At 75.9% G+C, this 14,697-nt stretch carries 1 protein-coding gene; it reads right to left on the reverse strand.

Annotated features, from left to right (window positions below; all coding sequences use genetic code 11):
* Nucleotides 1-12: 12 nt before the first annotated feature.
* A complete protein-coding gene (locus tag O7622_RS23180; protein ID WP_282310309.1) occupies nucleotides 13-14,667 on the reverse strand; it encodes a type I polyketide synthase in 14,655 nt (4,884 codons plus the stop codon).
* Nucleotides 14,668-14,697: the final 30 nt, after the last annotated feature.

Raw genomic sequence — 14,697 nt, forward strand, 5'->3', positions numbered from 1 at the left:
TCCCCGGGCGGCTCAGGAGAGCCCGAGGTCCTGGTCGATGAGGTCGAACAGCTCCTGGTTGCTGGCCGCCCGCAGCCGGCCGGCCACCTCGGCGGTGTCCTCCCGGCGTTCCTCGGCGGCGCCGAGCCGTTCGAGCAGGCTGTGCAGGCGCATCGTGATCCGCACCCGGCCGATGTCGTCCGGGTCGCGCAGCGCGAGGGCGCCCTCCAACTGGTCCAGCTCCGCGAGGGTGGGCAGCGCCTCCACCGACGCTTCGTCGAGCAGTTCGGCCCGCAGGTGCTCGGCCAGCGCCTGCGGGGTCGGATGGTCGAACACCACCGAGCTGGGCAGGCTGAGCCCGGTCGAGCGGGCCAGCCGGCCCCGCAGCTCCACGGCGGTGAGCGAGTCGAAGCCGAGGTCCCGGAAGGGCCGCCCGGCCTCCACGGCGTACGGGCTGTCGTGGCCGATGACCTCGCCCGCGGCGGTGCGGATGAGATCGACCAGCAGCCGTGCCTGTTCGGCCTGCGACAGCTCGCCGAGCCGCTTGCGCAGTTCGCCGGCGACCTGGTCGCCGTCCTCGGCGGCGGCGCGCGCCGCCGCAGCCTGGGCGGCCACCTCGGCGATCTCGCTGATCAGCGGCCGGGGCCGGGCGGAGGCGAACACCGGCGCGAAGCGTTCCCAGTCGATGTCGGCGACGGTGAGGGCGGTGTCGTCGCCGTCGAGGCCGGCGCGCAGGGCGGCCATCGCCGGTTCCCGGTCGAGCAGGGACACCCCGCGCCGGCTCATGGCCGCCGCGTGCGCGTCGGTCACCATGCCGCCGCCGGCCCACGGTCCCCAGTTCACCGAGAGGTGCCGGGCCCGCCCGTCCGGCCGGGACTGCGCCCAGGCGTCCAGGAAGGCGTTGCCGGCGGCGTACGCCCCGTGGTCACCGACGCCCCAGACGGCCGCGATGGAGGAGAAGTGCACGACCAGGCCGAGCGGCTCCGGGTCGAGGAACTCGTCGAGGTGCCGCGCGCCGGCGATCTTGCCGGAGACGACGTCGGCGAGTTCCGCCTCGGTCACGGCGGCGACCGGGTTGAGCCGGCCCACCCCGGCGGCGTGCACCACGGCGTGCACGGTCTCACCGTCGGCGCGCAGGCCACGGACCAGGTCGGCGACCGCGTCCCGGTCGGCCAGGTCGCAGGCCAGCACCCGCGCCTCGGCGCCGAGGGCGGCCAGTTCCGCCACCGCCTCGTCCGCGCCGGGGGCCGCCGCGCCGCGCCGGCTGACCAGCAGCAGTCGCCGCGCGCCGTGCCGGGCGAACCAGCCGGCGGCGTACCGGCCGACGGCGCCGGTGCCGCCGGTGACCAGGACGGTGCCCGGCGCCTGCCAGCCGGCCGGCGCCTCGGCGCGGGGCGCGCGCTCCAGCCGCCGCAGGTACGTCCCGGAGTCGCGCACCGCGAGCTGGTCCTCGTCGCCGGCGGCGGTGAGGGCCGCCAGGACTCCCTCGGCGGCGGCGGTGTCCAGGGTGGCGGGCAGGTCCAGCAGACCACCCCAGTGCCGGGGGTGTTCCAGCGCGGTCACCAGGCCGAGGCCCCACGTGGTGGCCTGGGCGGGGTGGGCGACGGGGTCGTCGGCGCCGGTGGCCACGGCCTGCCGGGTGAGCAGCCACAGCGGCACCGGTGACAGGGCGTCCGTGACCGCCTGCACCAGGGCCAGGTTCGCGGTCAGGCCCAGCGGCACGGCCGGGCGGTCGGGGTGCGCCCGCTCGTCGAGGGCGAGCAGCGACACGATCCGGGTGGGCGCCGCGGTGGCGAGCTGCCCGGCGAGCGCGCTCCGGTCGGTCGTCGCCGGGTCGACGGCGAGCTGCCGCACGGTGCCGCCCCGCGCGGTGAGCAGTCCGGCGAGCCGGTCGACGACCGGCTGGTCCGTACCGCTGTGCACCAGGGTCCACGTGCCGTCGACGGCACCCGCGACGAGAGGCCGCGGGCGCCAGGTGATCCGGTAGCGCCAGCCGCCGGCGAGGCTGTCCTCCTGCTGCTGGCGCCGCCACCGGTCCAGGTCCGGCAGCAGTTCCCGCAGCGGCCGGTCCGCGTCGAGGCCGAGCCGGCCGGCGAGCGCGTCGCCGTCGCCGGACGCCACGGCCCGCCAGAACGCCGAGTCGACGTCGTCGTGCGCGGCGGCGGGGGTGTGGGTCGCCGCCGCGTCCAGGGTCGGCCAGAACCGCTGGTGGGCGAACGCGTACGTGGGCAGGTCCACCGGGGCGGCGGCGCCGGGCAGCAGTGCCGGGAAGCGTACGGGCACGCCGTGGCAGTGCAGCCGGGCCACCGCGCCGAGCAGGGTGGCCACCTCGTCCTGGCCGGGCCGCTGCACGCCGGTCACGACGACCGGCGCGTCCACCGGCAGCGCGTCGGCGGTCAGGGCGGTCAGCACGCTGTCCGGCCCGATCTCCAGGAACCGGGTCACCCCGTGGGAGTGCAGGTGAGTGACGGTGTCGGCGAAGCGGACCGCCTCGCGGACGTGGCGGACCCAGTAGTCGGGGGTGCAGATCTGCTCGGGGTCGACGACCGTGCCGGTCAGGTTCGACACCAGCGGCACCGTCGGCGGCGCGTACGACAGGGTCGCCGCGACGGCCGCGAACTCGGCGAGCATGGGCTCCATCAGCGGGCTGTGGAAGGCGTGGCTGACCCGCAGCCGCTTGGTGCGTACGCCGAGGTCGGCGAAGTGGGCGGCCAGTTCGGTCAGCACGTCCTCGGCGCCGGCGACGACGACGGCGGCCGGCCCGTTGACGGCGGCGACGGCGGGCTGTCCCGGCGTGCCGGACAGGACCCGCAGCACGTCGACCTCGGGCGCGGCGACGGCGAGCATCCCGCCGCCGGGTGGCAGGGCCTGCATCAGGCGCCCCCGGTTGCCGACGAGCGCGCAGGCGTCGGCCAGGTCGAGCACCCCGGCGACGTGGGCCGCGCTGATCTCCCCGACGGAGTGCCCGGCCACGAAGTCGGGCCGGATCCCCCAGTGTTCGAGCAGCCGGAACAGCGCCACCTCGACGGCGAAGAGCCCGGCCTGGGTGAAGACGGTCTGGTCGAGCAGGTCGGCCTCGGCGGTGCCGGGCCCGGCGAACAGCACCGTGCGCAGCGGCCGCGGCAGGTACGCGTCCAGGTGCTGGCACGCCTCGTCGAGGGTCGCCGCGAAGACGGGGAACGTCTCCCACAGGCGTCGGCCCATCCCGGCGTGCTGCGCGCCCTGGCCGGAGAAGAGCGCCGCCAGCGCGCCGCCGGGCTCGGCGGCGCCCCGGGTGAGCCCGGGGTGGTCCTGCCCGGCGGCCAGGGCCCGCAGGCCGGCGAGGGCGGCGTCGGCGTCGGCGGCGAGCAGCACCGCGCGGTGCCGCAGCGGGGACCGTCCGGTGGCCAGTGCCCGGGCCACGTCGGCGGCGGGCGTTCCGCTGCCCGGCAGCCAGTCGGCCAGCCGGGCCGCCTGCGCCCGCAGGCTGTCGGCGGTGTCTGCCGATACGACCCACGGCAGCGGCGGCGTCCCGTCGGCGGCGCCGAGCGTGCCGCGGCTGGCGCTGGTCGTGGGCGCGTCGGCGCTGGCCGGACGGGGGGCGGCGGTGTCGGCCGGGGGCGTGGCGGGCGCCTGTTCGAGGATGACGTGCACGTTGGTGCCGCTGACCCCGAACGACGACACGCCGGCGCGGCGCGGCCGGTCCACGTCCGGCCACGGCTGCGCCTCGGTCAGCAGCGCGACGGCGCCGGCCGACCAGTCCACGTGCGGCGACGGCTCGTCCACGTGCAGAGTGGGCGGCAGCAGGTCGTGCTGGAGGGCCAGCACCATCTTGATCACGCCGGAGACGCCGGCGGCGGCCTGGGTGTGGCCGACGTTCGACTTCACGGAGCCGAGCCAGAGCGGCCGGTCGGCGGGGCGCTGCCGCCCGTACGTGGCCAGCAGGGCCTGCGCCTCGATCGGGTCGCCGAGCCGGGTGCCGGTGCCGTGCCCGTCGACGGCGTCCACGTCGGCGGCGCTCAGCCGCGCGTTGGCCAGCGCCTGGTTGATCACCCGCTCCTGCGCGGGCCCGTTGGGGGCGGTCAGGCCGTTGCTGGCGCCGTCCTGGTTCATCGCCGAGCCGCGCACGACGGCGAGGATCCGGCGGCCGTCGCGCTGGGCGTCGGAGAGCCGCTGCAACATCACCAAGCCGACGCCCTCGCCCCAGCCGGTGCCGTCGGCGGCCCCGGCGAACGACTTGCACCGGCCGTCGAGGGCGAGCCCCCGTTGCCGGGCGAACTCCAGGAACGGGCCGGGGGTGGCCATCACCGTCACGCCGCCGGCGACCGCGACGTCGCACTCGCCCTGCCGCAGGGACTGGCAGGCCAGGTGCAGCGCCACCAGGGACGACGAGCAGGCGGTGTCGACGCTGACGGCGGGGCCCTGCAACCCGAAGTGGTACGCCAGCCGACCGCTGATGACGGCGGCGACGTTGCCGGTGGCCTGGTAGCCCTCGGTCTCGACCCGGGCGGCCATCAGCAGCGTCGCGTAGTCCTGGCCGTTGGTGCCGACGAAGACGCCGGTGTTGGTCTCCCGCATGTCGGCGGGCGCGGTGCCGGCCCGCTCGAACAGCTCCCAGGCGCTCTCCAGCAGCACCCGTTGCTGCGGGTCCATCACCATCGCCTCGCGCGGGGAGATGCCGAACAGGGCGGCGTCGAAGCCGGCGGCGTCGGTGAGGAAGCCGCCCTCGCGCACGTACGAGGTGCCGGGCCGGTCGGGATCGGGGTCGTAGATGGCTGCCAGGTCCCAGCCCCGGTCGGTCGGGAACTCCGCGATGCCGTCGCGTCCCTCGGCGACGAGTCGCCACAGGTCCTCGGGGCCGGCGACGCCGCCGGGGTAGCGGCAGCTCATCGAGACGATGGCGATCGGCTCGTCCAGCGCGGTGGCGGCCCGCACGGGCTCGGCCGCCGGGGTGTCGTCGCCCGCGAGCCTGCCCGCCAGGTGCTCGGCGAGGGCGTCGGGCGTCGGGCGGTCGAACACCAGGGTCGCCGGCAGGTTCAGCCCGACCGCCTCGGCGAGGCGGTTGCGCATCTCGACGGCGCTGAGCGAGTCGAAGCCGATCTCCCGGAACGACCGGTCCGCCGCCAGCGCCTGCGGCGAGGACAGGCGCAGCACCGCCGCCGCGTGGACGCGTACGAGGTCGAGCAGGACCCGGCGGCGTTCCGGTGCGGCGAGGCCGGCCAGCCGGCCACGGAGCGGGGACGCCGCGTCGGGCGTGCCGCCGTCGCGCTGCCCGGCCGCGAGCAGCCGGGCCACCTCGGGGATGTCGGCGATCAGCGGCCGGGGGCGGGCCAGCGTGTAGGTCTGCAGGAACCGGTCCCAGGCGATGTCCGCCACGGTGAGCGTGGTGTCGCCGTGGTCGAGCGCCTCGGCCAGGACGGAGACCGCGAGGTCGGGGCGCATGGCCCGGACGCCCGAGCGGAACATCTGGTCGGCGGCGCCCTCGGCGTCGACCATGCCGCCGCCGTCCCAGGCGCCCCAGGCGACGGCGGTGGCGGACCGGCCACGCCGTCGCCGGTCCTCGGCGAGCGCGTCGAGGAAGGCGTTGGCGGCGGCGTAGCCGCCCTGGTGCCCGCCGCCCCAGACGCCCGCGCCGGAGGAGAAGAGCACGAACGCCGACAGTTCGTCGCCGCACGCCTCGTCGAGGTTGACCGCGCCCGCCACCTTGGCCCGCAGGGCGTCGGCGAGCTCGGCGACGTCGGTGGCCGCGACGGGCGCGGCGTGGGCGACGCCGGCGGTGTGGAACACGGCCCCGATGCGGCTGCCCTGCCCGGCGAGCCGCTCGACGAGGGCCCGTACGGCGGCCGCGTCGGCGACGTCGCAGGCGGCCACGGTGACTGTGGCGCCGGCGGCGCGCAGTTCGTCGGCCAGCTCGTCGGCGCCGGGCGTGGCGGGGCCCTGGCGGCCGGTCAGCACCAGCTCACCCACGCCCTCGCGGGCCAGCCAGCGCGCCACCTGGGCCCCGATGGACCCGAGGCCGCCGGTGACCAGGACGGCGCCGCTGGCGGGACGCCAGTCCCGCGTCGCGGTGCGCTCGGCGCGGGCGCGGACCAGTCGCCGGGCGAACACCCCGGAGGGGCGCAGCGCCAGCTGGTCCTCCGCGTCGACGCCTGCCAGCACCGCCACGAGCCGGGCCCGGTCCCGGGGGTCCAGCTCGGCGGGCAGGTCCAGCAGTCCGCCCCAGCGGTCCGGGTGCTCCAGGGCGACCACCCGGCCGAGCCCCCAGAGCATCGCCTGGCGGGGGCGGTCGAGCTGGTCGGCGCGGCCGGTCGAGACCGCGCCGGCGGTGGCGCACCACAGCGGGGCGGTGACGCCGGTGTCGCCGAGGGCCTGGACCAGGGCGTACGTGTCGGCGAGACCCGCCGGGACGACCGGGTGGGCCGGGTGCGGCGCGTCGTCCAGGCCGAGCAGGGAGAGCACCCCGGCGACGGGCCCGCCGGTACGCGCCAGCCGCTCGGCCAGCGCCGGCCGGTCCGTGTCCGGCACGTCGATCCGGACGACCTCGGCCCCTCCCTCGCCCAGCGCCCGGGCGACGCCGTCGACCAGGGGGTGCTCGGCTTCGGCGGCCGGCACGACCAGCAGCCACGTGCCGGCGAGGATGGCCTCCGGCGCGACGGCCAGCGGCTTCCAGGTCACCCGGTAGCGCCACGAGTCCACGGTGGACTCGTCGCGGCGGCGCCGGCGCCAGGAGGAGAGCAGCGGCAGCGCGGGGTCGAGGGAGCTGACCGTGGCCTCGTCGATGCGCATGGCGGCGGCCAGCGCGGACGCGTCGGCGCGTTCCACGGCCTCCCAGAAGTGCCGGTCCGCCTCGTCGGTGCCGGCGGGGGCGGGGGCGGTCGCCGCCGTCGGCTGCGGCCAGTAGCGCTGGCGCTGGAAGGCGTACGTGGGCAGCGGGAGCGGCGGGCCGGTGGGGGCGCCCAGGATCGCCGTCCAGTCGACGGGCACGCCGTGCACGTGCAGCCCGGCGAGGACCGTCAGCATGCGCTGCCAGCCGCCGGCCACGGTGTCGTCGGCGGCCACCACTACGGCGTCGTCGGCCCGCGCGCTCTCGCGGATACCGGCGGCGAGCACGGTCGCCGGGGCAGCCTCGACGAGGATCCGGTGGCCCTCGTCGAGCAGGGCGCGTACGGCCGGTTCGGCGTCGGCGTCGGTGGTCAGGTCCCGGTACCACCGGGCGGCGTCGAGGCCGTCGGTGTCGACCGGGCCGCCGGTCGTCGCCGAGTACAGCGGCACCTCGGCCGCCCGCAGGGTGATCCCGGCCAGCGCGTCCGAGCCGTCCTCCGCCGGGCTGGCGAGGGCGATCGTCCTCGCCGCGTCCTCCAGCGACAGCGCGCCGGCCACGCAGGCGGCCGCGAGCGCGCCGTGGGCGTGCCCGAGCACGGCGGCGGGTCGTACGCCGAGGGAGCGCCACCAGCGTCCCAGCGAGACGGCCACGGCCCACCGGACGGCCGGCGCCACCCCGGGGTCGGCCGGGGTGGGGGCGCCGTCCGCGCCGCGCAGCACGGCGGCGAGCGACCAGTCCACGTGGGGGGCGAGGGCCGCCTCGCAGGCGGCGATCGCGGTGGCGAACTCCGGTGCCCGGTCCAGCAGTTCGACGGTCGCGGCGGGCCACGGGTCGCCGTGGCCGGGGAAGACGAGGACCGGGTCGGCGGCGCGCGCCGCGACGCCGGTGACGGCGGCGGTGGCCTCGCCGAGGTGGAACGCCTCCAGGGCCCGCGTCAGGTCGACGGTGTCGCGGCCGAGGACGACGGCGCGGTGGTCGAACGTGGCCCGGGTGGTGACCAGGGCGTGCGCGACGTCGGCCGGCGCCAGCTCCGGGTGTGCCGCGAGGTGCGCCTTCAGCCGGGCCGCCTGGTCGCGCAGCGCCGGGGCGTCCACGGCGGAGAGCGCGAGGGGTACGACGTCGGCGCGCCGCCGGTCGGTGGGCCGCGCGCCGACCGTCTCGGCGGGCGGCTGCTCGATGATCACGTGCGCGTTGGTGCCGGAGATCCCGAACGACGACACCCCCGCCCGACGCGGCCGACCTACCCGCGGCCACGGCATCGCCTCGGTGGCCAGGGCCACCGCCCCCGCCGACCAGTCCACGTGCGGGGACGCCTCGTCCACGTGCAACGTCGCCGGCACCAGACCGTGCCGCATCGCCATGACCATCTTGATCACACCGGCCACACCGGCTGCCGCCTGCGTGTGCCCGATGTTCGACTTGATCGACCCAAGCCAGAGCGGTTCCCGCCCCTGCCGGTCCTGCCCGTACGTCGCCAACAACGCCTGCGCCTCGATCGGGTCACCCAGAGTCGTACCCGTACCGTGCGCCTCGACGACGTCCACGTCGGCGGTGGCGAGCCGGGCGTTCGCGAGGGCCTGCCGGATGACCCGCTGCTGCGACGGACCATTCGGCGCCGTCAAACCATTCGACGCACCATCCTGGTTCACCGCCGTGCCCCGCACCACGGCGTGGATGCGCCGGCCTTCCCGCTGGGCGTCGGAGAGTCGTTGCACGAGCAGCACGCCGACGCCCTCGGACCAACCCGTACCATCCGCCGACGCCGCGAACGACTTACACCGGCCATCGGCCGACAGACCACGCTGCCGCGAGAACTCCACGAACGTCCCCGGCGTCGCCATCACCGTCACACCACCGGCCAACGCCAAATCACACTCACCACTGCGCAACGCCTGCACCGCCAGATGCAACGCCACCAGCGACGACGAACACGCCGTGTCGACAGTGACCGCCGGGCCTTCGAGGCCGAAGGTGTACGCCACCCGGCCGGACAACACGCTGCCCGAGTTGCCGGTGCCGATGTAGCCCTCGACTTCGGGCGTCTCCATGAGCCGCGTCGCGTAGTCGTGATACATCACACCCGCGAAGACACCCGTCCGGCTGCCCCGAAGCCGCTGCGGATCAAGCCCAGCCGACTCGAACGACTCCCACGACGCCTCCAGCAGCAACCGCTGCTGCGGATCCATCGCGAGGGCCTCACGCGGCGAAATACCAAAAAAGCCCGGATCGAACTCCGCAGCCCCGTACAGAAAACCACCACGCCGCGTGTACGACGTACCGCTGCGCTCCGGGTCCGGATCGAACAACGACTCCAGATCCCAACCACGATCGGTGGGAAATTCGGAGATCCCGTCCCCGCCGCCGGCCAGCAGCGCCCACAGCTGGTCGGGCGTCTCGACGCCGCCCGGGTAGCGGCAAGCCATGCCCACAATCGCGATCGGCTCGTCGGCACGGGTGGTGGTCCGCGCGCCCGGCGCGGCGGGGCCACCTGTGGCGCCGGCCAGTTCGGCGTGCACGTGGGCGGCGAGCGCCTGCGGCGTCGGGTAGTCGAATACGAGCGTCGAGGGCAGCCGCAGGCCGGTGGCCGCGTTCACGCGGTTACGCAGGTCGACGGCGGTCAACGAGTCGAAGCCCAGCTCGCGGAACGCCCGGTCGGCGGGCACGGCTTCCGCCCCGCCGTGCCCGAGCACCTGCGCGACGAGGCCGCGTACCAGCACGTCGAGCTGGGCGCGCGCCTCGTCGGCGGTCAGGCCGCCGATGCGGGTCGCCCAGGTGGTGCCCTGTCCCGCCTGGCGGCGGGTCGTGGTCGTACCGACCAGGTTGCGGAGCATCGGCGGCACCAGGCCGGCGGCGGCCGCGGCCCGGAGGGCGGCCAGGTCGATCACGGCGGGCACCAGGGCCGGCCGGCCGGCGGTCAGGGCGGCGTCGAACAGCCGCAGCCCGGTCTCGGCGCTCATCGCGGTGATGCCGCCCCGGGTCGATCGCGCCCGGTCCGCCTCGTCGAGGGACGCGCCCATGCCGGGGGTGTCCCACATGCCCCAGGCGAGGCTGACGGCAGGCAACCCGAGCTGCCGCCGGTAGACGGCCAACCCGTCGAGGAACGCGTTACCCGCCGCGTACGCCGACTGACCCGGCGAACCCAGCACACCCGCCACCGACGAAAACACCACGAACAAATCCAGACCGAGACCCGCCGTCGCCTCATGCAACAACCAACCCGCCGACACCTTCGGCGCCAACACCGCACGAAGCCGCTCGGCGGTCAGCCCCTCGACCACACCGTCATCCAGCACACCAGCGGTATGCACCACACCCGCCAGCCGGCCCCCAGCGGCGACCTCACCGACCAGCCCGAACACCTGGTCCCGGTCCGTCACGTCACAGGCCACCACCCGCACCGACGCACCCAGCGCGGACAACCGCTCCGACAACTCACCCGCACCCGCAGCCTCCGGGCCGCGACGCGACACCAGCACCAGCGACCGCACGCCGTACGCCGACACCAGATGTTCCGCCACCAGCGCGCCCAACGCGCCCGTACCACCCGTCACCAGCACCGCGCCGTCACCCACCACGGCACCGTCCGACGACGAGGGCGCTACCGCACGCACCAGACGCGGCACGAACACCTCACCCGAGCGCACCGCGACCTGACCACCGAACGCCACCGGCTCGTCGGCCACGGAAGTCAGCACACCCAGCAGCCCGGCGTCCACGTCAGCGTCGACATCCGCCAGGACGATGCGACCCGGATGCTCCGACTGCGCCGAGCGCAGCAGACCCCAGACCGCCGCTGCGGCCAGGTCGGTGACCCGGTCTCCGTCCCCGACCGACACCGCACCCCGGGTCACCACGACCAACCGCGACTCCGCCAGCGCGTCGGCCGCCAGCCAGGACCGCACCGTCGCCAGCACCTGCGACGTCGCCGCCCGCACCGACTCGGGGCCGTTGTCGACGGCGGCGTCGTGCATCTCACCGGGGACCGAAGCAGGTTCCGTCTCGACGTGAAGGGCCCGGCGCAGGCCACCCGCCGGCACCAGCAACAGACGCGGCGCCACACCCGACGCCACGGCGACCGCCTCGACGTCGGCGTACACCGGCAGCTCGGCGACGGCCGGCAGGTCGGCGGCGGCGGCGGCGGGCGAGCCCAGCAGCGCCCACCCGGAGGCGTCCCCGGCCGGGGCGACCTCCTGGGCCTGCCAGGCGACCTCGAACAGCGACCGGGCCGACGCGTCCGGGGACGCCGACACCCCGGTCAGCTCGCGCAGGGCGAGGGTGTCCACCGACACCACGGCCGCGCCCGACTCGTCGCACGCCACCAGGCGCACCGCCGAACCCGCACGCGTGAGCCGCACCCGCAGCACCCGCGCACCCGAGGCCCACACCTGCACACCCTCGAACGCGAACGGCACCCGCGCCCCACCCGAGCCCTCCGAGCCGGACAACAACCCGATCGGATGCAGCGCGGCGTCCAGCAGCGCCGGGTGCACGCCGAACCCCGCAGCGTCACCGGCCACCTCGTCCGGCAACGCCACCTCGGCGAACACCTCGTCACCGCACGTCCACACCCGGCGCAGCCCCCGGAACACCGGCCCGTACGACAGGCCGCGCTCGGCAAGCGCCGGATACCAGTCCGCCACGTCCACCTCGACGCCGTCGACCGGCGGCCACTCCCCCACGCCCGGCTCGTCGGCCGACGCCGGCTCCAGCACACCCTCGGCGTGCCGGACCCACTCCGGGTCGACGGTCTCCTCGGGCTGCGAGTGCACGGTCACCGATCGCGCGCCGGTCTCGTCGGCGGCGCCGACGCGTACCTGCACCCGTACCGCACCCGCCTGCGGCAGCACCAACGGCGCGGCCACTGTCAACTCCCGCACCCGCGACGCACCCACCTCGTCACCCGCCCGCACCGCCAACTCCACCAGGGCAGCGCCCGGCACGATCACCGCGCCGGAGACGACATGGTCGGCGAGCCACGCGTGCGTCGACGTCGAGAGGCGACCGGTCAGCACCACCATGTCCTCGCCCGCCACGGAGACCGCCGCGCCGAGCAGCGGGTGCCCGGCCGCGCCGAGGCCGGCCCCGGAGACGTCCGTCCAGCGGCCCGCCGGCTCCAGCCAGTAGCGCTGGTGCTGGAAGGCGTACGTCGGCAGGTCGACGTGCCGGCCGCCGGCCCGGTCGAGCAGGCCCGCCCAGCCGACGGCGCGGCCGTGCACGTGCAGCGACGCGAGGGCCTCCAGGAGGGCCTGCGGCTCAGGCCGGTCGTGGCGCGACACCGGCACCAGCAGGGGCGCCGGCTCGTCCTCCGCGCGCTCGGCGAGGCAGTTCTGCGTCATGGCGGTGAGGACGCCGTTCGGTCCCACCTCCAGGTAGGTGTCGACCTCCTCGGCGCGCAGGCAGTCGACGGCGTCGGCGAAGCGAACGGTGCCGCGTACGTGGCGCACCCAGTAGCCCGGGTCGCAGAGCTGGTCGGCGTCGGCGACGCGGCCGGTCAGGTTCGACACCACGGGGATCGTCGGCGGCCGGAACGTCAGTCCCTCGGCGACGGCCGCGAACTCGGCCAGCATCGGGTCCATCCGGGCGCTGTGGAAGGCGTGGCTCACCCGCAGGCGGCGGGTCTGCACACCCCGCTCGGACCACACCCGCTGCACCTCGTCGAGCGCCTCGACGTCGCCCGCGACCACCACGGCGGCTGGGCCGTTGACAGCGGCCACGTCGAGCCGGCCGGGCAGCCCCGCCAGGGACGCGGCGACGGCGGCCTCGTCGGCGGCCACGGCGAGCATGCCACCGCCGGCCGGCAACGCCTGCATCAACCGACCCCGCGCCGCGACCAGCGCACACCCGTCAGCCAGGGACAGCACACCCGCCACATGCGCCGCCGCTATCTCACCGATGGAGTGCCCGGCCACCACATCCGGCACCACACCGAACGACTCCACCAACCGGAACAACGCCACCTCGACCGCGAACAGCCCCGCCTGCGTGAACACCGTCTGATCCAGCAACCCCGCCTCGGCGGAACCCTCCGACGCGAACAGCACCTCCCGCAACGGACACGGCAACAACGGATCCAGGTGACCGCACGCCTCGTCGAAAGCCGCAGCGAACACCGGGAACGCCCCGTACAACTCGCGACCCATACCGGCGCGCTGCGCGCCCTGGCCGGAGAAGAGGAAGGCCACCCGGCCACGCGGGGCCGACGCGCCGGTGGTGACGGCGCCGGTCGGCTCGCCCGCGGCGAGGGCCCGCAGCCCGGCGAGCAGGTCGTCCGCGTCGCCGGCCAGGACGACCGCGCGGTGTTCGAGCCCCGCGCGGCTGACCGAGGAGACCGCGACGTCCACCGGACGTGGGGCGTCGACGCGGGCGAGGTGGTCGGCCCAGCGGCCGGCCTGCCCCGCGAGCGCCTCGGGCGTACGGGCGGAGAGGAACACCGGGGCGAGCGGGAGCGCCACCGGCGCGTCGACGGCGGAGGGTGCCTCGTCGGTGGACGGGGCGTCGTCGACGGGTGCCTCCTCCAGGATGACGTGCGCGTTCGTACCGCTGATGCCGAAGGACGACACGGCGGCCCGGCGCGGCCGGTCGGTGGCCGACCACGCGCGCGCCTCGGTCAGCAGCGAGACCTGCCCGGCGGACCAGTCGATGTGCGGGGACGGCTCGTCGACGTGCAGGGTGGCGGGCATGGTGCGGTGGCGGATCGCCTCGATCATCTTGATCAGGCCGGCGGCGCCCGCGGCGGCCTGGGTGTGACCCAGGTTCGACTTGACCGAGCCCAGCCAGAGCGGCCCGCCGTCCCCCCGGTCCTGCCCGTACGTGGCCAGCAGCGCCTGCGCCTCGATGGGGTCGCCGAGGGTGGTGCCGGTACCGTGCGCCTCGACCACGTCGACGTCGGCCGGCGAGAGCCGGGCGTTGGCGAGGGCCTGCCGGATCACCCGCTCCTGCGACGGGCCGTTGGGGGCGGTGAGTCCGCTGCTGGCGCCGTCCTGGTTGACCGCGCTGCCCCGGACGACGGCGAGGATGCGCCGGCCGTCGCGGCGGGCGTCGGAGAGCCGTTGCAGGAGCAGCACGCCGACACCCTCGGACCAGCCGGTGCCGTCGGCGGCGGCGGCGAACGACTTGCACCTGCCGTCGGAGGCCAGGCCCCGCTGGCGGGAGAAGTCGGCGAAGGTGCCCGGGGTGGACATGACCGTCACACCGCCGGCGAGCGCGAAGTCGCAGTCCCGCTGGCGCAGCGCCTGCGTCGCGAGGTGCACGGCGACCAGCGACGACGAGCATGCCGTGTCCACAGTGACGGCCGGGCCCTCCAGCCCGAAGGTGTACGCCACCCGGCCGGACACCACGCTGCCGGAGTTGCCGGTGCCGATGTAGCCCTCGACGCCGTCGGGCAGGTCCAGCACCCGCGACGCGTAGTCGTGGTACATGACCCCGGCGAAGACGCCGGTCCGGCTGCCACGCAGCACCTGCGGGTCGATGCCGGCGTGCTCGAACGCCTCCCAGGAGGTCTCCAGCAGCAGCCGCTGGTGCGGGTCCATCGCCAGGGCCTCGCGGGGGCTGATGCCGAAGAAGCCCGGGTCGAACTGCGGCGCGTCGTAGAGGAAGCCGCCCTGGTTGCTGGTCGACGTGCCCGGGTTGTCCGGGTCGACGTTGAAGAGCCGCTCCAGGTCCCAGCCCCGGTCGGTCGGGAAGTCGCCCACCCCGTCGCCGCCCCGGCCGACGAGGTCCCACAGCTCGGCCGGGCTGGACACCCCGCCCGGGAACCGGCACGCCATGCCGATGACGGCCATCGGCTCGCGGTCCTTGGCCTCCACCTCGCGTACCCGCCGGCGCGCGTCGCGCAGGTCGGCAGTGGCACGCCGGAGGTAGTCGAGGAACTCTGCCTCAGTGGGCATCGGGCCACTCCGTATCGGGGTTCGAGGTGT

This window comes from Micromonospora sp. WMMD1076, assembly GCF_029581475.1.
GTDB classification, from domain to species: domain Bacteria; phylum Actinomycetota; class Actinomycetes; order Mycobacteriales; family Micromonosporaceae; genus Micromonospora; species Micromonospora aurantiaca.